Raw genomic sequence first — 18,448 nt, forward strand, 5'->3', positions numbered from 1 at the left:
AAGCGCAAATGACGCTAAGAGACATGGGAGGGTACGTCATCATAAGTTTCGCAGAGATCTATTGTGCATCACATAGTGGAGAAAATAGCTAATGATTTCCATTAGTTTTAGCGAAGCGTACGCTCAATTTACTAATAAAAACCAGAATTTCAATACTCTGTTTAAAAGTAGAATAAAAAAATAAATTCCCTAATATACCGAGTGGTGCAAACCGTTGATACATCAATGTTTATAGAGGGAGGTTAGTTGCATAAGAAATAACCTACCATCCTTAGGTACGTCTTTATGTGCTTCACTGTTAATCATTTGGTAACAACTTTTGATTTGGATAGATCATCTTGTTCATTTAACCTGCTTCATCTATAGTAGATGGATATAAAAGGTGAAGAGGTGAAGAGATGGCATTGCGGCTATTACGGTATTTTATTTTTTTTCTTGGATTAACTTTCTTTGGATTAGGGAATGCGATTGCGGTGAATGTTCAATCCTTGGGGCTGCATCCTTGGGAGGTTTTAAACGTCGCCCTGTTCGAAAGGTTCGGTTTCACAATTGGGACGTGGAGTGTCATGTGTGGTTTAGTACTTGTGTTGATCGTCTTTGTCGTGGATAGGAAGTATATTAATATTGGTACCTATCTAAATGCCTTGTCAATTGGCCCAATCATGGATTTCTTTTTGCATCTCAACATTCTTCCTCATGAAACGGAGCATTGGTGGTTGAATATACTCATATTGTTGACGGGTATCATCATAACCGGAATTGGCGGAGGAATTTATGTAGCTGCGGGAATTGGGGCAGGTCCCAGGGATGGTTTCATGCTTTCCGTTTCGGAAAAAACCGGGTTATCGGTCAGTTGGGCAAGAATCGTTGTCGAGAGCATCATCTTGATTATCGGTTTCATCCTTGGAGGTCCAGTGTTTATTATGACGTTTGCATATACCTTTATTCAAAGCCCGGTCTTTCAGTTTTCCATGAAGCGGATGCGTTCCTTTATCGTTAGTTTGGAGCAGAAGCGAAAGGATCAATTTGAGATTCCGTTATAATGGGAAGGAGGATGTCCTTTATTCACCTCTTTTCGTGCTCTATTCCACTAACGGGTGCATTACCTGGACTTACAGTGTGTTTGATGATAATTTATTTAAACGCTTTTAACACATATAGCACCGACCATTTGTGCCGGTGCTATAATAAAGTTTTTTTAAATGATTGTTTGAAAGAATAGAACATTTTGTTTGTACTAAAGGATCCTATTCTTTCTTTCATTTTGAATAATTCGTTTGAACGAATTTATTGTAGCGAAATGCATGCCTTCATGATATAAACAATAACTGAGAAATTTTTCAACTGTTGATAATGTGAGACCTGTTGAAGTAGTAAACGGCTTCTCTATAACTTCTTTTAACCGAAATTCCAATTTTTGTTCGATCTGTACACTTGTTTCTCCAGTGATTGTATAGTTCGCTAATCATTGGTAGTACTTTTTCTCCCCAATTGGTTGGTTTAGTACCAGTAATGATTAAATCGAAAATGTCTTTCTGTATTGTAATTCTTTCATTAATACTATTAAAAACGAACTTTTCTTGTACAACAAATATATGTCCTAGATTTCATTTAATATTATTAGTGAATCCTTCAGGTATGAAAAGTGATGACTCGTCATTAATTTCGGATACGCAACTAATTGTATTTTCTCGAACAAATCTCAATTGTTTAAAGATGTAGTTTTTCTTTTTTTATGCTTATATGAGTTCACTTTGGAGAAAATGATTGTTTATTTATATTCTCGGCTTCTGCAAGAATATTTTTAATTAATATTTCAACGGTTTGACTTTTTGCTAATCTTGGACTCTGTCCAGACCAGAGTGACATGAAATCCTGATTATTTTGTCCACTGCACGTTTTTCTAATTACTTGAGTTAAAAGGTTTTGAACAGGAAAATCGGGTACAGCCAATTCATGCTCTAGCATATCTTCAATAAATTTGTTTTTAATACCTCTTGCCCATTTACCAGAAAAGGCACGAGTAAAGGTTGTCTGGTCTTCATCAGCATTCAAAATGGCTTCTTTATGTACCTTATGTGCTCCACTTTCGATACAAGTCAAGAAAGCTGTACCCATTTGTATACCTTGTGCTCCTAAGCAGAATGAAGCCATTAATCCTCTTCCATCCATAATTCCTCCAGCAGCAATAACAGGTATGCTTACATTGTCAACAACCTGCGGAATAAGTGACATTAAACCTACTAGGCTCTCCTGATGACCATCAATAAAGTTCCCGCGGTGCCCGCCAGCTTCACTGCCCTGTATAACAACCATATCCATTCCTGCTTTTTCATTTTCAACGGCTTCCCTCACAGTTGTAGCTGTCCCTATAAGAGTAATGTTGTGCTGTTTTAATTTATCCATCACTTCCTTAGGAGGAATACCAAATGTAAAGGAACAAATAGATACATTCTCTTCAATGACAACGTTAACTTGTTCAATAAAGCTTTCAAAAATTTTGTTATATTCAGGAATGTCAAAGCTGTCTGTTTGTTCTAAGTTTAATTGCTTACGGATAGTGTGTAATAGCTGGTTAGCTGATTGGACTGCTTCAGGCGTTACGTTAAATTCGTTTGGCACGAAAAGATTGATGCCAAAAGGGTTTGATGTTAACTGCTTAATTTCTCTAATCTGCTCTCTTGATTGTATGGGTGTCTGATAGCCTGCTCCAATCATTCCAAGTCCTCCAGAATTGGATACCTCGGCTACTAAATTCGAAGTGGTGATCCCGCCAGCCATAGGAGCTTGTATAATGGGATTCTTAATCTTCAAATGCTTCATCATTTCATTATTTAACATCAATTAATCCCCCGATTTTGTATTTTATCCCAATTAATTCTCTTCTATTTTTTGTATTGGACGGCTGAATTTCTTATGTTAGGGTTGTTCTCGAAATGAATCCCACTTAAAAGCAAAATTGCCCCAAAGAAGACAACACATGCTGCGCCAATAAAAGCAGAATTAAAATCATGTGTGATGGATGATAAGAATCCAGCTAGGGTTGGTCCTATTAACTGTCCAATAGCATAAATAGCAGAAAGAATGCCAATAGTCCGACTGCTATCAGATGGAGTCATTTCCCGACCCAATGTTGTAGCCAGGGTGGTGATACCCATAAACGTGGCTCCAAATAATAAGGCACTTATGACAAAACTAGTTTTTGACATCCAAAAGGCTGGCATCGCAATACCCAAGGATTGCAGAGCCATTGCAAGCACTAAAGATTTAATATATCCCCATTTCTTAGCTAGTAAAGACCAAATGAGACAGGATGGAATCGCAGCCAATCCCACCATCATCCAAACTAAGGTGGCACCATTATGAAAGTATGAGGTCTTTTCAGCGGTGGATACGATAAACGTTCCTGTAACAATGTAGCCCAATCCTTCTAAACCATACGCAATAATCAACCATATAAGCCATTTAGTGGGGGGCACTTTTACAATCATATCTTGTTTATTTTTCTGCTTAACAACGTTGGGGGTTTCATCGAGCCAGATCCATACAAAGATAGCAAGGATTCCACTCACAACAGCTAGTCCTATCCAAGTTCCTTCCCACCGAAATAAATGGTTTAAACTCGGAATCATTAGACTGGATAAAAAGATTCCCAAACCTACTCCCCCATAAAACAACCCCGACCAACTGCTTTTTCTTATAGCCGCAAGTTTATCTAACACGATACCAGAGGCTAAGACCAAAACAAACGCACTGGCAAACCCTGATAGAAAGCGAAGTACATTCCATAGTAAATTAGAGAATGTGAGACCCATTAGGGCAGTGGTTAAGGTACTGATGATAAGACTTACTCTTAATAAATTGGTTCTATACTTCTTAAACGGAATGGCACCAGCTAAAATTGCTCCAAGTAAATATCCTGCGTAATTACTAGATGCTATATAACCAGCTGTTGTATTTGATAAAGAAAGGTCTTTTTGCATAAGTGGAAGAATGGGAGTATATGCAAATCTTCCAATCCCCATTGCAATGATTAAAGAAAATATTCCCCCTATTAAAAAAAGATAAGTTTGCTTCTTCATAGATGCACCTCAAAAAAAATTGTATATTATAACCATATCTTAGTTAGTTATAATGAACCTGTTAGAAACTGTGCTTCTCCTTGCCCAAAACTCCAATCAGCATCGCTGTTTTCTGTTATAGAAACCATCAAGTCTTGTGGAGAAATCCCACATTCTGATTCAAGTTTAAGTGCAAGGAGTGTGTATAATGTTTCTTTCTGTTTTTCAGTTCTTTTTTTACTAACAATACTAATAATTACTAAGTCTCTGCTCCTTTTAAACCCCAGTCCAGTATCCTCGATTATTAGCTCATGCGGTGGGTGCTGATGAACTATTTGATAACGATCACTTTCAGGCACTTGGAAAGCTTCCACCATCGCACGATGAGCTGAATCCAATAATTTTTTAAGAGTTTCCTCGTTTCTTCCTTCTACTAAGTCAAAACGTAATAATGGCATTTTTGTGTGTCTCCCCTCAAAAAGTAATGATGTCTTTAGAGTATCCAGTTAATTGTAGGATATTATAAGCATATCTTTTCTTTGCTATATGGTATAATACATAAAAATGATATTTGGTATCAATTTTAACGATGGCTAAAAGGTATATCAACTAAGGAGAGATCATTTTGGATTTGCATACATTAAAAATTTTCCAGAGTGTTGCTAAGATGGGGAGTATTTCTCAAGCAGCAAGGGAACTTCAATATGCACAGTCAAATATCACGATGAAAATACAGCAGTTGGAATCGGATCTTCAAACAACTCTTTTTTATAGACATAATCGTGGCACTGCATTAACTGACAAAGGAAGCATGTTGCTAACATATACAGAAAAAATATTCGATCTTATTGAAGAAACCAAAAGTATGATGAATGATGATCAAACACCTAGAGGTCCGTTAATTATTGGTTCAATGGAAACAACCGCAGCAGTTCGCTTACCAGTCTTATTTTCTAAGTATCATAGAGACTTTCCAGAGGTTGATTTAACTTTAAAAACAGGTTCTACAGAACAAAATATTCAAGCAGTTCTTCAGAATGAACTTGATGGAGCATTTGTATCTGGCCCTATTAATCATCCTGATCTCATTCAAAAAGAAGTATTCGAAGAGGAACTAATGCTTATTACAGATACAGTTCATCCTCCAATATCTTCTTCTATCAAAGAAATTCAAACAAGGACGTTGCTTGTATTTCATTCAGGATGTGCTTATCGTGAAAAGTTTGAACAATGGTTATACCAAGAGAAGATGATACCCAATAAGTTAATGGAATTTGGCACTATAGATGGAATCATCGGTTGTGTAGCAGCTGGTCTAGGTATAAGTATGCTTCCACAAAGTGTGATTACAAAGCATGTACAAGACGGAATCATTAGACAACATTCAATTCCGGATCTATACGGAAAAGTCAAAACAGTATTCATTTATCGAAAAGATAAGTATGTACCTGCGTCTTTAATTAAATTTATCAATATGTTAAGTGCTGAGGAGGAATTGTTAGATATTAAAATTTAATTTAAGTGGGTAGATATTTTCTTAAATTTACAAAGATTGTGAAGGAATGTACTTAAAGTGCGTTCGTTCTATAAAAGGCTGCCAATTGGCGGCTTTTTTTACAAAACAAAAAAGGAGCTATATAGCTCCTGGTAATTTCAGCCCTTGTTATAAATATCAAAAGGACGATGTCAACTTCCGTCATAATAAACATAGGCACAAATTGATCCCATTTCTCTTGCCAATCCGTTTGCTTCATTTCAAATTCAGTTACCCATCTGTTCGCCGCACTCAACAGGAGCCTATATAAATATTTCCATCAAGATAGTTTAAGGTGTGAATAGATAGTTTAATATAAATGGAGGATTAAACCGCCACGTTGATGATGGACTTTCTGTCTGAAAGATGTAAAATATAGGTTTAATTGAAGTTCATCTTATTTACATAATGGAGCATAATGAAGGTTTAAGTGATAATACAATCAGGAGGAATTTTTCAATGGCTTTGTCCGAAATGAATAGTAATTTGTTTAGAATGATTAATAATCTAGGTAAACAATACACGGATTTAAATCCTTTCTTTGTATTCATCGCTGAGTACATGATTTTTTTCTTAGTATTGGCAGTCCTGATGTTTTTATTTTCTCGAAGTAATAAAAATAGAATCATGGTAATCTGTGCATTTATTGCATTAGTTATCTCAGAAATATTGGCGAAAATAGCAGGGCAATTCCACTCGAATTACCAACCTTTTGCTGAGTTGCCCAACGTTAATAAGTTAGTTGAAAAAGCAGTCAATAATTCATTTCCAAGCGACCATACGATCATATTTTTTTCATTTTGCATAACCTTCTGGTTGTTCAAAAGGGGTTGGGGATTTTTATGGGGAATTTTGGCCGTTCTTGTAGGCATTTCGCGAATTTGGGTAGGTGTCCATTATCCAGCAGATGTTCTTGTCGGAGCCATCATTAGTATCGTTTCAGCGATGATCGTTTACAAAATTGTTCTTAAGTTAAGTCTGACCAAGAAATTTTTGAGAAATCAAGGGGTGGGCGAACAATCCATTCTATCTGCCCTATCCAAACAAAAGAAAGGTCAGTCAAAGGACTATTAAAAAAGGGTTAAATAATATACAAATTAGCGAACCGTATCGGTCATTGCTTCACTTGCATTTGTTGTTTTAAGTCTTGTTTCAAGAACCGAACGGAGCAGGACAAAAAATATGTATTTATCAAAAGCTGATTTACTTCTTGAAATGTAATAATTATTAAACAGTAAGTTTTAAACAACGGTTTTTCAAATAAAAGGTCGAAAGTATAACAAAAGGTTGCTAAGGCAGCCTTTTTCTTATGGCACAAAAGGGCAGGTTAGTTGAATTAAGGGAAAAAAGAATGCAATAGTTTTCATTTTACCTAAAAGCTGTAAGTCATTATAACTAAGCATTTAAATTACATAAATAATGACATGACTGTAGGCTATTTTTCATACAATATTTTTGAGGTGGAAAAATGACAAGAGCAAAATACACAAGTTCAGACGTTGACTTAATGGCAAGGATGATGAGAGCAGAAGCCGAAGGTGAAGGAAAACAAGGAATGTTATATGTTGGAAATGTAATTGTGAATCGTCTTGTAGCTAATTGTTTAGACTTTAAAGGTTTAAGAACAATTCCACAAGTCATTTATCAAGTACAAGGAGGAAATTATTCTTTTGAAGCTGTTCAAAAAGGGAATGTATTTTATCAAAGAGCGAGAGGTATTGAAAGAAGATTAGCAGAACAGAATTTGAAGCACTGGAGACAGCATCCGGCTAGATATGCTCTTTGGTATTTTAATCCATATGCTCCATGCCCTCCAACATGGTATGATCAACCACATACTGGTCAATTTAAAGACCATTGTTTTTATGAACCAAAGCCTGGAACATGTGATAGTGTTTATAGTGGTTAAGCTTACTCTTTGAGTAAGCTTTTTTACATATATAAAATATTTATACAAAATAAAACTTTTAGTAATAGTGTTATCTAAAAAAGTAAGATTGTGAATTATTGTACCTAAGCTAATGGGTGCGTTAGCTGAAGATCGGAGCTGTCTTTAAGGCAGCTTTTTCTTTATGGAACTAACGGGGCAGGTTAGATTAGGTACATTTCTTCGCAAAAAAGGCTGCCAATTGGCGGCCTTTTGAAAATACGGTTCTTAGCATTATCATACGTTCGCATTAAAGTAAAAACTACCTGTTTGTGTACACCGTTTATTCGTACTGTGACACAATCGTTATGTATTTCTCGGGTTTGTGTCTACCCTCAAACGGCATCGCTTCTGGAATAATTTCTTTAATGTAGCAAATTCTATTCATAACGTGTTGTTGGGGCCCCTTAGCAACAATTCTGGTGACCCGTGACAATTGGAATACTTGGCGTGTTTTAAATCCTAAAAAATCAGACCATACTATCTATAAGAGGTGAATTTACTTAAATGAATTTCCCTGAAATACATACAAACTTTTGGGACGCCGTGATAGCAATACCTGTTATAATGCTCCTAACTCAAATAATTAAAGTTTACTTTAATGTTTCAAAAAAAATTGTACCTTCCATAGCACTCGCACTTGGCCTGATGATTTCCATTTTCATTAGTCATAGGCACAGCTTAGTAGCAGGTATCTTTATGGGTTGGTTTTATGGTTATGCTGCGATTGGAAATTATGCTGCCCTAAAAACGACCATAATAGCTTATAGAAATAAAGAATAAGACTACTTTCCCACAATAAGCTGTTTGAATAAAATGTCTTAAACTTAAATAAATGTCCATTTTCAGGCCATCCTTTTAAAGGATGGTTTTTAGCTTTGAAAATTGTTGCACAATTTGTGTTAACTCCGCGAAAGGTTTTATAGAACTATCAGGGCAGAACAATTAGAATGGTAAATATGGTAAAATAATGTAATGGGTGGTGACGATATTGAAAAAGTATCTTGTGTTTTTAATTAGTTTCGTAATGATATATATGGTATTTCAAATAGGATCAGGTTTGATTCTTACTGCTTCTTATACTCCCGATTTTTCTTCGATAGAGAGTAATTTAAGTCAAGAAGTAGTGTTTGGTAAGACTTCAATTCCATTACTGGTAACATTGCTAACTGCTACATTAGCTTATTTTCTTTCTCAAACGAAATTTAGAATCTCAAAAAATTAAATAAATAACGGGTACGTTAGCTTAAGATCGGAGCTGTCTTTAAGGCAGCTTTTTCTTTATGGAACTAACGGGGCTTTTTAGATAAACAAAGGTTTGGATTTTTATGGTAGTATTTTTAAGGAGGAGGAAGATTTTAATGAATAATCTAAACCAAAAATTTCTCTTATTTTTCAAGGTGGGACAACAACCACTAAAATAAGCCCGGGGGGTTAAAAAATATGAAACAATTGGGGACGCTATACTTTTTCTGTGGAAAAATGGGCGCAGGAAAATCAACTAAATCAAAACAATTGGCAATAGATAAACATGCGGTACTGTTGTCTGAGGATGAATGGCTTTCATCTCTTTATCCCGATCAGATCGCATCATTTGAGGACTATCTAAAATTCTCGGCTCAGTTCAAGCCGTTGGTGAAAAAGCATGTCCAAAACATATTAAGTGTCGGTACAGATGTAGTGATGGATTTTCCAGCTAACACTCAAAAACTGCGAAAGTGGTTTTTGGATATGGCGTCAGAGGCCAATGCAAACCATCAACTAATTTTCCTTAATCTAAATAACGAGCAATGCTTACGTCAAATTGCACAAAGGCGTAACGAACAACCCGAAAGAGCAGCTTTTGACACGGAAGCGGTGTTTATTCATGTTAATAAATTTTTTGAAGCACCAGAAGCATCCGAAGGTTTAAATATTTTAGAGTTTAGTGGAAAAGAATAACAAGGAGTTCAACACAGCGTTAAATGAGATGATTCGTGTGTAAAGAGTACCTTCTGTTCTTGGAGGTACTCTTTATGATATAAAATGAAATGTGAGTAAGAAAAGTTTTAATATATTTATATTAAAATCGATGTAACTTTGTGACGTGGTACACTTAAACTAACGGGTGTTCATTAATTAGTGAGCTGTGACGATCGGCCCTTTTCTTACAGGATAGTTTAAATAAGATATGAGTAATCAGCATAATTCTTATTTCAAAATAGATATATATCCGTTTCGGATTTATTCATTAATTCATATCCTATTAAGACTAGGGAGGAGATGAATAGATTGGCATCTAATGATGAATTGATTTGTCAAAAGTTTGCTAAGATTATCGGCGGCCAAGAAGGATTTGCGGGTGGCAAATGTGTGGCAACCATAAATCGAAATGAACTCAAAGTGAAAATTTTAGGGAAACGTTTTGGAGTAACTTCTTCTTTCTCATTTGAATCCAGAGATAATCATACTGGACGGGCATTGTGCCTAGGCAGGGTAGCACTCTTGCAAAAAGAAGTCGAAAATTTTGTTGCTTCCATTCTTAAACAAGGAATAATAGTTTCATCCATACACAATGAGTGGCTTTTCGATAAACCGAATTTGGTTTACGTTAATATCGAAGCTGTTGATGATCCATTAGTTTTTGCAAGGAAAGTCAGAAAAGCGTTAAGGAACTAATGGATTTCCCCAAATTGGTAAACTGGAGTTGGCATAAACACGGTAAAAAACGAGTTTTGTTGAACGAAGGGTGCGTTAGCTGCAGGCTGGAGCTGTCTTTAAGACAGCCTTTTGTTATGGAACCATCGGGGCAGGTTAGTGGAAGAAGGAATTTATTGAATAGCTAAAGAATAGTATTCGGTAAAGGTTGATTTTAATGATTAAACAAACTTAATATCAGGAGGGAAAAATGGTTGATAATAGTTATGAGAAACAACATTTGAAAAAACTCAGGATTTTTATTTATATCACGATAGCATTAATATTTTCAATGATATTTCTATTTATTAGCATTTTTCTTTTGTTTTTTTCTATGTCAGGCATTTTAGACTTTGTGTATTTTACACCCCAAATAGCCATTTTCTCATTCTTGATTTCTATTGTATTTTCTGTTTTAGCTATAAAAAATCTCTTTGGTAAGATATTGTTAGCATTAAACATATTTCTCATGCTATTTATGATTTTTTATGGTCCATAACTAGATACCATTAAATGAGGACTGCACATTTTAGATATGACTAATATGCGTAGTCCTTTTTCTATTAATTGTGGAAAAATGTTTTTTTTTGAAGGTGATTCTCTTATTTTGTTGTATTTTTACTAATTGATGGATTAATTAAAAATACAGCAAAAAACGGAGGGAAATCACATGTTTAACAATTGGAAAAAAACACTGATGGCTGGAGTGATCAGCTTATCCTTGCTAGGTACTGGGTATGTCAGTCATGACCTGATCTCCTCGCAAAACGTCTCGGCTGAACCGGCAGCTAATAATGCACCAGGGCATTTGAAAAAAGCGGAGTCTTCCCAGCTTGATGAAATTATCAAACGTGGATACATCCGGGTAGGAATGACGGGGGACTACAAACCATTTACCTATTTGAACCCGGAAACGAATGAGTATGAAGGCTTTGACGCGGACGCTGCCAAAGAGCTTGGCAAAGATCTTGGTGTAGAGGTGAAATTTGTCGCTACCACCTGGCCTACGATGATGAAAGACCTGCAAGCGGACAAATTTGATATCGCTGTGGGCGGTGTGACCCGCAACACTGCCAGACAAAAAAGCGCTTATGTATCCCAAGGTTACCTTTCATTCGGTAAGGTGCCTTTGATTCGCAAGGAAGATAAAGACAAGTATCTGACCATTGACGATATCAACAAGCCTTCTGTGCGCATTGGCGTAAATCCAGGCGGAACAAACGAAGAATTTGTCCGTCAGTATCTAAGCGATGCTAACATAACGGTTGTAGAAAATAACCTTGATATCCCACATCTTGTAGCAGAAGGTACGTATGATGTTATGATCACTGACACAGTAGAAGCAATGCTATATGCAAAAGCTGATTCAAGATTGCATGCGGCTCAAACCGACAAGCCTTTCACAAACAGTGAAAAAGGTTATATGATCCAAAGAGGCGATTTCATTTATGCAAGCTACTTGGAAATGTGGATGGATGAAATGAAGCTCCAGGGTAAATTTGATGCCCTCTACAAAAAGTGGGTGGAATAGAATATTGAGGTGCTGCCCATTTATTGCAACACCTGTGTTAGTACCTTAAAAAAGGCCATCATTTGAAAACAAGCGTAACCCCGTTCAAAATTTGGGCGGGGTTACGCTTGTTCAATTTAACCATTATGGTAAATATAATACTTGGGTTGAATATATAAAATCAATAATGTTAAATAACAAATTAATATTATTGATTTTTTTAGTTCAATAATTTAATTTATGTATTTATATTTTTAATTTATTGTTATATAATCGAATCAACTAAAAGGGAGGAATTGCAGTCCATTATGGCTTATAAAGTAATCACAGAGTGTCCTGTCTGCAGTAAAACATTGAAAATTACAAAGTTGCAGTGCTCTCATTGCCACACTACGATTGAAAATGAGTTTGAATTATCTAAGCTGGCATCCTTATCAAAGGATCAGCTTCATTTTGTGGAAGTATTTTTAACATGCAGAGGGAATATCAAAGAAGTTGAAAAGGAGCTGGGGATTTCGTATCCCACGGTTCGAGGCAAGCTAACAGACATCATTTCATCCCTTGGATATGTGCAGAAGAAGAAAAATGAAGTAGACGAGAAAAAGGTTGTCACCATGTTGGAAAATGGCGAAATCACACCAGAAGAAGCCATTAAGCTCTTAAAAGAGGAATAGGGAGGAATTTATCATGAAAGAGGAAATAACAAGAGTGTTAACAATGGTTCAAGAAGGGAAAATTGACGCAGATAAGGGATCTGAACTGATTCAAGTCTTAAAAGGGAAAGAAGAGACAGGTAATAAGCTTTTGGAAAAACCAACAAAATATTTAGATAAAACATTAAAAATTCGTGTTGTATCAGCCGAAAATGATAACGTCACGGTCAACTTGCCTATAAAACTGGTCAAGGCAGTATTAATGGCTGGACACAGCATCGCAGCGAGTATTCCTCAATCGGAAAAATACGTTAAAGATGTAGACATAAGCCTTATCATGGAAGCAATCGAAAACGAATTAGATGGCCAAATTGTTGATATTAAATCGGCAAACGGGGATACCGTTTCAGTCATCATTGATTAGTGAGTTGTTCATGATGTATGTAAAAGTGAAAGCAAAAGACGTTCGGTTTACCATCCCAGTTCCATATGCCATTTTAAATATTATTATTTCCATTTTATCTTCAAAATTTCTTCAGCAAAATGTAAACAAATGGACAAAAGAGCACTTCGAAAGAAAAAAACTGGACTTTACCTTTCCGCATATAGACAAAAATATGCTAAAGCCTATCGTCAAGGAACTGAAAAATTATAAAGGGATCGTGCTAGTTGATGTCAGAGCTAAGGACGGTACTGAGGTTAAGGTTAGACTATAATTTATTATAGAATACACCGACCACTGCCTGGCATTTTGAAGGAAAATCCTAATTTCTCACAAAGTTATTTAATTTTAAAAGCTTAAACAAGCATAACCCCGTTCTATAGGACGGGGTTAAAAATATGTTGTTGCGCCCGATTGTTGACGGGCTCTTTTTTAATCGCGCATTGCTCCTGCCTCTCGGGAAGTCATTGCACCTTGTCCTTCGCTTACATCTTTTTGAATTTGTTGTTTTACTTTTTGTGCATCAGTTCCGGCAAATTCCGGTTTCATAATGGAGCCCGAGTTCCCTTTAGCTGGTTGATTCTGCTGCATACAATTCCTCCTCAATTTATGTTTAACACTCTTATTATTTACAAAAAGGTTCAAGAGTACTAATTGATTTTAAATGAAGTTCCCAAACTAACACCTTAAAAACTCATCAGGTATGGTTTCTATATAAATGCTATAACAAAGTGGATTGGAGAGAAAGGTGCGAGACTCCTGCGGGAAAAGCGAGTCTAGGGAGACCCCGCAGGCGGAAGCTGAGGAGGCTCCCTGACCGCCCGCGGAAAGCCGCTGCAAAATTGTACATGCCATAAAAAAAACGGGAGGCAAACTCGATTTCTTCAAATTTGCCTACAGTCTCAGCAATTCCTTAATAAGAAATGCTTTTCTTAATGAACTAACAGATGCTTTACTACATTATAAAGGAGCTGTCATCAGCTCCTTTTCGTATGCAGCTAAAGGGACAGTGACAGCAAACAATCGATAAGTGAGATTACAAAAGCAACAATCAGTTATGTTGGAATATGTAGGTAAAAATAGAATAAATTTACTCGGAATGATAATTATGATTTAATCAGAATGTCAGTACGTTTTATAAATGACTTACTTAATAATTAGATATACAAGGAAGGTGTTATTGTCAATGGAAATTAAATCGATTGTTTTACAGACTAAAAATTTAATGCAAATGAAAAATTTCTATATTGGAACTTTAGGTTTTTCTCTCATTAATGAAGATAAGAATAGCTTTCGAATGGCTGTTGGTACAGGTGAAATGGAGTTTACAACAAAAGAAGTAAAAGGTGACCCCTATTATCACTTTGCTTTTAACATACCGGCTAACAAATTTAATGAGGCAAAATCATGGGCAAAAGAAAGAGTGAGTTTACTTGTTGAAGATGGGGAAGATGAAGCTAATTTTGCACATTTACCTGCCCATGCTCTTTATTTCTATGATCCTTCTGGTAATATAGTAGAATTTATTTCAAGATATGGAATTGCTGATGATAGTATGGAGCCTTTTTCGGTTAAAAGCATTTTAAACATAAGTGAAATAGGTTTTATTGTAGAAGACACTATAAGTGTGAGCGAAAAATTAAAGGAAATTGGTGTGTATGAGCGCGACAATCATACAATAAGTAAAAATTCCCTTAATTTCATGGGTAAAAAAAGGAATGGAGTATTTATTATATTAGCCCAACCTGGGAGAAGGTGGATATTCTCCGATAAAACATCTGCCATATATCCTATTGAGATTACATTAATAAATAACAATAAAATAATCATCAATTCCGATAATGAATTTCAGATATATTGAGACAGTGAGTGTATGGTTTTGATTCTTTGAGGGGGAAAGGCAATGATGAAAAAAGTTTGTATGATATTTATATTTGTTTCTGTACTTTTATTCGGGTGTAGCAATGAAAAAAAAGATCTGAAAGGAGACCCTGGGCTTGATAAATCCGAAAAGATAGAAGTATCGTCAGAAGAAAATCCAGAATTGGTTTTAAGCGTTATAGACAATCAAGATGAAGTAAATGAATTTGTTAATACACTTGAAATTAATAAATGGCGTATTGTAGATACTCCTTCAACTTCAACTAAGGAGTATATTTATAAGATGTACCAAGAAGATACAGTCAAACTTGGAGAGCCAAATACAGATGAAAAGGGACTTAAACAAATCGCTACAATTATTACATATAAAGATAGCCCTTATATCGAACTTAGAACCAAGAAACTGCATTTGTATTTTAAAGTTCCAAAAGATGTAGCAGAATATCTATCTAATAAAGAGAACCAAAAACATTGACCATACAACAATTTCGTCAACAGAATGTTATTTCAGCTTAATGAACTAGCTGGTAGTTTGTGAAGAATAGTACTAAATTAACGGGGCCGTTAGCTGAAGGTGGAGCTGTCTAAAAAGGCAGCTTTTTCTTATGGAGCTAAAGGGGCAGGCTAGTTCAACAGGGAAAAAAATAACCGTAGTAAAGGAAGCTGATTTTTTTAATGGAGATCTGGCTGCCATCTGTAGTTTCTTGCAGCTTAGTACAGCAAGCGCAGTTTATTATAAGTTTGATTCTTGTATAACCATCAATTGTAAGAGCATATTATTAAAAAATAAAACGTAGAGAGCTGCCCCTACAAAAATCAAAAAAATATATTAAGAATACTAAATGATTTTTATGGAGCTATCGTATTGATGAAAATTTCATTTACCACGTGTGGTTATACTTTCGTTAAATTATCCTAAAGAACAATTTTTGGACAAATTAGAACGAAAAAGGAAAGAACGAGGGTTGGTGCTATGGTTTCTTTTTTCAAACAAAAAGGACAAAGGGAAAAACCTGATAAGCAAGAAACGGACGAAAAAGGTCAATCTAAAAGTAAAATACCCCAATATATTGACAGCTATATAAAGGCCAATCTGGATATCGTGAAAGAAAAAACGGGAAATAGCCCAGATATCATTTTCCGAACGTTGAAGACGAGTCAAAATCCTGAGATTAAAGTGATTATTTTGTATGTACAGGGTCTGATAGACAGTCAAAGCGTTACAGACTTTTTGATTGAATCCATCATGAAAAATCCTCAACTAAAAGAAAAGCTGCTTCCACATGAAGTGCTGGAGGTGATCTCTGAGGATGTGGTTTCACTTGGCGGTGTAGAAACCATCACAGAATGGGAAAAGTTATTTTTGTCATTATTATCAGGGGATAGCATCATTTTTATTGACGGAATAAACATGGCATTGGTTGCAAGTACAAAAGGGGGGGAAAGGCGTTCCGTTCAGGAACCTAGCACAAATTCAGTGGTCCGCGGATCAAGAGAAGCATTTACGGAATCGAATGCGATAAATATAGCCTTGGTACGCCGCATCATTAAAAGTCCGGATTTATGGATAGAGCCGATGAAAATTGGGACGGTGACAAAGACGGATGTTTCCATCATGTATATAAATGGAATTGCCAAAGAAGGAATCGTCGAGGAGGTTAAAAAGCGCTTAAAAGGAATAAATATTGATAGCATTCTTGAATCCGGATATATTGAACAATTGATAGAAGACCAGGTCATGACCCCATTCCCCACTATTGATTATACAGAAAGACCTGATAGGGTCGCTGGCAATCTCCTTGAGGGAAGAGTAGCCATTTTTGTAAACGGTACACCTTTTGTCTTGCTGGTGCCTGCGTTATTTATTCAGTTCTTTCAATCTATCGAGGACTACTTTGCTCGCTTTGATATAGCCTCATCTATACGTTTTTTACGTATTTTAATTTTTTTTATATCGCTGATTACCCCGTCTCTTTATGTGGCAGCTACAACGTTTCATCAGGAAATAATTCCGACAAAGTTGCTCGTCATTATTGCAGCACAACGGGAAACGGTCCCTTTTCCGGCAGTTATCGAAACATTCATCATGGAAGTTATATTCGAACTCTTACGAGAGGCAAGCATACGGATGCCCAAAGCGATTGGTTCAACTATGTCCATTGTTGGTGCTCTTGTAATTGGGCAGACTGCCGTTGAGGCTGGCATTGTATCGCCGGCAATGGTCATCATCGTATCAATCACCGCCATTGCAAGTTTTGCGACCCCTTCCTATGCCATTACAATTTCGGCTCGCTTGCTGCGGTTCGTATTTATCATTTGCGCAGGCATAATGGGTTTATATGGTGTGATTCTAATCCTTTTTGTCGTCGTAGTTCATTTATGTAGCCTACGTTCATTCGGAGTTCCTTATATGTCACCACTTGCTCCACTTAACCCGGAAGGACTAGGAGATACTTTCTTCAGGAGACCAATATGGGCATTTAAAGACAGACCCAAATTTATAAGCTCCACTCATAATTTAAAAAGGGAAGGCAATAATCAAAGGCCGCTGCCTCCTACATCACGTGGAATCAAGACTTTTAACATGAAAAAAGGTGACGACAATGAATCGTAAAAATAGATAGTTCAGTTCTTAATGATTCTGCCCGTATTCCTTATTGAATTCGGGTTGTTGTCCTTCACAAATCGTGTTAACTCTACATAAGCCTTAATGATCTCAGCAATGTCTGCGTTCGTATTAGCTGCGTGTGGTGAAGAAAAAGCACCATCTTGGAAAGGAGAATGGAAAAATTCGGGTGGAGATAAGCGTGTTTGTCGAAAATCCTTTACCTTTAAAGGGGAAAATAATTTTGAAATTCAAAATTTAAGAGTCCAAGGCGGGGAACAATCTTCCGGAACATATAAGCATATTGAGAGCAATGATTACGAATTTGATTATGGTGGCGGTTCTGACAACTTTACTATTATAGTCGAAAAAAATACGATGAAAGTTCATTCATCAGGCAAAGATACCTTTTGCGAATATACTAAAGTCGATAAAATTAGAAATAAGTATGAAAATCCATGGGAGTAAAAATTGCAGATTGGTTTATGTAACTATAGGGGCTGGTTGTTGGAGAAGGAACTATTTTGAACGATCTAGAAATAAAGACTATAAAGAAAAGATATGAGGTGTTTATATAGAAAAGATACCTGTTAAAACGATTAAGAAGATAGAAGAGGACATTGAAAAAAATGATTTAGGGAAAGCAAGGGATAGGCTACACGGTTTAATTTCGACCTATCCTAATGAGTTAGAACTGCGCAGAAAGCTGGGGGACATCTATTTTGCATTGAAATACCCTTCAATGGCAGGTCGTTACTGGTATTTAGAAAAGAATAAGRCATCAGAGATGGTAAAAGCGTGTATTTTGTTCGAAAATTCTATGGGAAACGATCCTTTAAGAATAGCACGAGCTCTGAAATTTAAAGGTGATAGTGAAATTTTAATAGAACTGGAATTGGATCAGGTAATTTCGCCTATACAAAATAAAGTGAAAGAGAGTCTGCTGGAACAACCTGACGATCGATTGAAAGATAATTTGGTTAGTTTGGGTTGCTTCTCAATAATCATATTAACAATTCTCTTTGCATTAATTGGAGTTTACGCTCTTTTCACCTGGATTTTTTGATCGGTAATCTTGCTTTATAAGAGAGTTTTATAGTACTTGTTCTTTCCCTAACGGGTGCGTTACGTTTAAAATCTGGCTGCCATCGCTGGCAGT

General features: G+C 36.1%; 22 protein-coding genes. 17 read left to right on the plus strand and 5 right to left on the minus strand.

All coding sequences use genetic code 11. The annotated features are described in order from the left end of the window. Positions 1-398 precede the first annotated feature (398 nt). The gene (locus AC1DVB_RS13820) at positions 399-1,043 is read left to right on the plus strand and encodes a YczE/YyaS/YitT family protein (protein ID WP_477589614.1); all 645 of its coding nucleotides are present in this window, start codon (positions 399-401) and stop codon (positions 1,041-1,043) included. A gap of 706 nt (positions 1,044-1,749) precedes the next feature. On the opposite strand, the gene AC1DVB_RS13825 is transcribed toward AC1DVB_RS13820, so the two are convergent. The 3 genes from AC1DVB_RS13825 to AC1DVB_RS13835 are packed head-to-tail and all read right to left on the minus strand — an operon-like array spanning position 1,750 to position 4,519. Further along, positions 1,750-2,841 (minus strand): NAD(P)H-dependent flavin oxidoreductase, encoded by a 1,092-nt coding sequence (locus AC1DVB_RS13825; RefSeq protein ID WP_454861828.1) that lies wholly within the window; start codon positions 2,839-2,841, stop codon positions 1,750-1,752. A gap of 44 nt (positions 2,842-2,885) precedes the next feature. Then, positions 2,886-4,082 (minus strand): YbfB/YjiJ family MFS transporter, encoded by a 1,197-nt coding sequence (locus tag AC1DVB_RS13830; RefSeq protein ID WP_454861827.1) that lies wholly within the window; start codon positions 4,080-4,082, stop codon positions 2,886-2,888. A 47-nt stretch (positions 4,083-4,129) separates the two neighbouring features. After that, positions 4,130-4,519: a tautomerase family protein gene (locus tag AC1DVB_RS13835; protein WP_034304408.1), complete on the minus strand. Its 390-nt coding sequence runs from the start codon at positions 4,517-4,519 to the stop codon at positions 4,130-4,132. Between the two features lie 167 nt (positions 4,520-4,686). Between AC1DVB_RS13835 and AC1DVB_RS13840 the strand changes: the two genes are divergently transcribed. From AC1DVB_RS13840 to AC1DVB_RS13870, 7 genes are all read left to right on the plus strand, one after another. Continuing rightward, entirely contained in the window at positions 4,687-5,577 is an 891-nt protein-coding gene (locus AC1DVB_RS13840) for a LysR family transcriptional regulator (protein WP_477589617.1), read from the plus strand. 477 nt (positions 5,578-6,054) lie between these two features. Then, positions 6,055-6,669, plus strand: coding sequence for an undecaprenyl-diphosphatase (locus tag AC1DVB_RS13845; protein ID WP_034310895.1), 615 nt, complete (start codon positions 6,055-6,057; stop codon positions 6,667-6,669). Positions 6,670-7,063: 394 nt separating this feature from the next. Continuing rightward, entirely contained in the window at positions 7,064-7,504 is a 441-nt protein-coding gene (locus AC1DVB_RS13850) for a cell wall hydrolase (protein ID WP_133352317.1), read from the plus strand. Between the two features lie 525 nt (positions 7,505-8,029). Further along, a complete protein-coding gene (locus tag AC1DVB_RS13855) occupies positions 8,030-8,305 on the plus strand; it encodes a hypothetical protein (protein WP_057279071.1) in 276 nt (91 codons plus the stop codon). Positions 8,306-8,513: 208 nt separating this feature from the next. Beyond that, the gene (locus AC1DVB_RS13860) at positions 8,514-8,747 is read left to right on the plus strand and encodes a hypothetical protein (protein WP_095679932.1); all 234 of its coding nucleotides are present in this window, start codon (positions 8,514-8,516) and stop codon (positions 8,745-8,747) included. A 218-nt stretch (positions 8,748-8,965) separates the two neighbouring features. Further along, on the plus strand, positions 8,966-9,463 hold the full coding sequence (locus tag AC1DVB_RS13865; RefSeq protein ID WP_454861826.1) for a P-loop nucleotide/nucleoside kinase family protein: 498 nt from the start codon (positions 8,966-8,968) through the stop codon (positions 9,461-9,463). A 330-nt stretch (positions 9,464-9,793) separates the two neighbouring features. Continuing rightward, complete coding sequence (locus tag AC1DVB_RS13870; RefSeq protein WP_057279068.1) at positions 9,794-10,180, plus strand: DUF1259 domain-containing protein; 387 nt, start codon at positions 9,794-9,796, stop codon at positions 10,178-10,180. 282 nt (positions 10,181-10,462) lie between these two features. Here AC1DVB_RS13870 and AC1DVB_RS13875 read toward each other — a convergent pair whose 3' ends face one another. Then, a complete protein-coding gene (locus AC1DVB_RS13875) occupies positions 10,463-10,660 on the minus strand; it encodes a hypothetical protein (RefSeq protein ID WP_152607940.1) in 198 nt (65 codons plus the stop codon). Positions 10,661-10,868: 208 nt separating this feature from the next. On the opposite strand from AC1DVB_RS13875, the gene AC1DVB_RS13880 reads away from it, so the two are divergent. From AC1DVB_RS13880 to AC1DVB_RS13895, 4 genes are all read left to right on the plus strand, one after another. Next, positions 10,869-11,729 carry a transporter substrate-binding domain-containing protein gene (locus AC1DVB_RS13880; protein ID WP_477589621.1) on the plus strand — a complete coding sequence of 287 codons (861 nt, stop codon included), beginning with the start codon at positions 10,869-10,871 and terminating at the stop codon, positions 11,727-11,729. A 287-nt stretch (positions 11,730-12,016) separates the two neighbouring features. Further along, entirely contained in the window at positions 12,017-12,382 is a 366-nt protein-coding gene (locus AC1DVB_RS13885; RefSeq protein ID WP_034310939.1) for a DUF2089 domain-containing protein, read from the plus strand. A 13-nt stretch (positions 12,383-12,395) separates the two neighbouring features. Next, on the plus strand, positions 12,396-12,785 hold the full coding sequence (locus tag AC1DVB_RS13890; protein ID WP_477589624.1) for an SHOCT-like domain-containing protein: 390 nt from the start codon (positions 12,396-12,398) through the stop codon (positions 12,783-12,785). A 10-nt stretch (positions 12,786-12,795) separates the two neighbouring features. Beyond that, complete coding sequence (locus tag AC1DVB_RS13895) at positions 12,796-13,077, plus strand: hypothetical protein (protein ID WP_328119570.1); 282 nt, start codon at positions 12,796-12,798, stop codon at positions 13,075-13,077. 158 nt (positions 13,078-13,235) lie between these two features. Here AC1DVB_RS13895 and AC1DVB_RS13900 read toward each other — a convergent pair whose 3' ends face one another. Then, complete coding sequence (locus AC1DVB_RS13900; protein ID WP_164468811.1) at positions 13,236-13,394, minus strand: hypothetical protein; 159 nt, start codon at positions 13,392-13,394, stop codon at positions 13,236-13,238. Between the two features lie 595 nt (positions 13,395-13,989). Here AC1DVB_RS13900 and AC1DVB_RS13905 point away from each other — a divergent pair. The 5 genes from AC1DVB_RS13905 to AC1DVB_RS13925 all read left to right on the plus strand — a co-directional run bounded on the left by AC1DVB_RS13905 (position 13,990) and on the right by AC1DVB_RS13925 (position 18,355). Further along, positions 13,990-14,664 carry a VOC family protein gene (locus tag AC1DVB_RS13905; protein WP_477589626.1) on the plus strand — a complete coding sequence of 225 codons (675 nt, stop codon included), beginning with the start codon at positions 13,990-13,992 and terminating at the stop codon, positions 14,662-14,664. 42 nt (positions 14,665-14,706) lie between these two features. Then, positions 14,707-15,159 (plus strand): hypothetical protein, encoded by a 453-nt coding sequence (locus AC1DVB_RS13910; RefSeq protein WP_477589628.1) that lies wholly within the window; start codon positions 14,707-14,709, stop codon positions 15,157-15,159. A 498-nt stretch (positions 15,160-15,657) separates the two neighbouring features. Then, a complete protein-coding gene (locus tag AC1DVB_RS13915; RefSeq protein WP_477589630.1) occupies positions 15,658-17,298 on the plus strand; it encodes a spore germination protein in 1,641 nt (546 codons plus the stop codon). Positions 17,299-17,406: 108 nt separating this feature from the next. Beyond that, positions 17,407-17,757, plus strand: coding sequence for a hypothetical protein (locus AC1DVB_RS13920; RefSeq protein ID WP_477589632.1), 351 nt, complete (start codon positions 17,407-17,409; stop codon positions 17,755-17,757). Between the two features lie 106 nt (positions 17,758-17,863). Continuing rightward, the gene (locus AC1DVB_RS13925) at positions 17,864-18,355 is read left to right on the plus strand and encodes a DUF6584 family protein (RefSeq protein ID WP_477589648.1); all 492 of its coding nucleotides are present in this window, start codon (positions 17,864-17,866) and stop codon (positions 18,353-18,355) included. Positions 18,356-18,448: the final 93 nt, after the last annotated feature.

The sequence above is a fragment of the Peribacillus sp. P4_D6 genome (assembly GCF_056401795.1).

What these genes read in the sequence shown, in the direction of transcription:
- AC1DVB_RS13825 (WP_454861828.1), bottom strand. Translation starts at nt 2,841, where the DNA reads ATGTTAAATAATGAAATGATGAAGCATTTGAAGATTAAGAATCCCATT.
- AC1DVB_RS13830 (WP_454861827.1), bottom strand. Translation starts at nt 4,082, where the DNA reads ATGAAGAAGCAAACTTATCTTTTTTTAATAGGGGGAATATTTTCTTTA.
- AC1DVB_RS13885 (WP_034310939.1), top strand. Translation starts at nt 12,017, where the DNA reads ATGGCTTATAAAGTAATCACAGAGTGTCCTGTCTGCAGTAAAACATTG.
- AC1DVB_RS13900 (WP_164468811.1), bottom strand. Translation starts at nt 13,394, where the DNA reads ATGCAGCAGAATCAACCAGCTAAAGGGAACTCGGGCTCCATTATGAAA.
- AC1DVB_RS13920 (WP_477589632.1), top strand. Translation starts at nt 17,407, where the DNA reads ATGTCTGCGTTCGTATTAGCTGCGTGTGGTGAAGAAAAAGCACCATCT.
- AC1DVB_RS13890 (WP_477589624.1), top strand. Translation starts at nt 12,396, where the DNA reads ATGAAAGAGGAAATAACAAGAGTGTTAACAATGGTTCAAGAAGGGAAA.
- AC1DVB_RS13905 (WP_477589626.1), top strand. Translation starts at nt 13,990, where the DNA reads ATGGAAATTAAATCGATTGTTTTACAGACTAAAAATTTAATGCAAATG.
- AC1DVB_RS13835 (WP_034304408.1), bottom strand. Translation starts at nt 4,519, where the DNA reads ATGCCATTATTACGTTTTGACTTAGTAGAAGGAAGAAACGAGGAAACT.
- AC1DVB_RS13895 (WP_328119570.1), top strand. Translation starts at nt 12,796, where the DNA reads ATGATGTATGTAAAAGTGAAAGCAAAAGACGTTCGGTTTACCATCCCA.
- AC1DVB_RS13875 (WP_152607940.1), bottom strand. Translation starts at nt 10,660, where the DNA reads ATGTTTAATGCTAACAATATCTTACCAAAGAGATTTTTTATAGCTAAA.
- AC1DVB_RS13915 (WP_477589630.1), top strand. Translation starts at nt 15,658, where the DNA reads ATGGTTTCTTTTTTCAAACAAAAAGGACAAAGGGAAAAACCTGATAAG.
- AC1DVB_RS13855 (WP_057279071.1), top strand. Translation starts at nt 8,030, where the DNA reads ATGAATTTCCCTGAAATACATACAAACTTTTGGGACGCCGTGATAGCA.
- AC1DVB_RS13820 (WP_477589614.1), top strand. Translation starts at nt 399, where the DNA reads ATGGCATTGCGGCTATTACGGTATTTTATTTTTTTTCTTGGATTAACT.
- AC1DVB_RS13865 (WP_454861826.1), top strand. Translation starts at nt 8,966, where the DNA reads ATGAAACAATTGGGGACGCTATACTTTTTCTGTGGAAAAATGGGCGCA.
- AC1DVB_RS13880 (WP_477589621.1), top strand. Translation starts at nt 10,869, where the DNA reads ATGTTTAACAATTGGAAAAAAACACTGATGGCTGGAGTGATCAGCTTA.
- AC1DVB_RS13850 (WP_133352317.1), top strand. Translation starts at nt 7,064, where the DNA reads ATGACAAGAGCAAAATACACAAGTTCAGACGTTGACTTAATGGCAAGG.
- AC1DVB_RS13910 (WP_477589628.1), top strand. Translation starts at nt 14,707, where the DNA reads ATGATGAAAAAAGTTTGTATGATATTTATATTTGTTTCTGTACTTTTA.
- AC1DVB_RS13845 (WP_034310895.1), top strand. Translation starts at nt 6,055, where the DNA reads ATGGCTTTGTCCGAAATGAATAGTAATTTGTTTAGAATGATTAATAAT.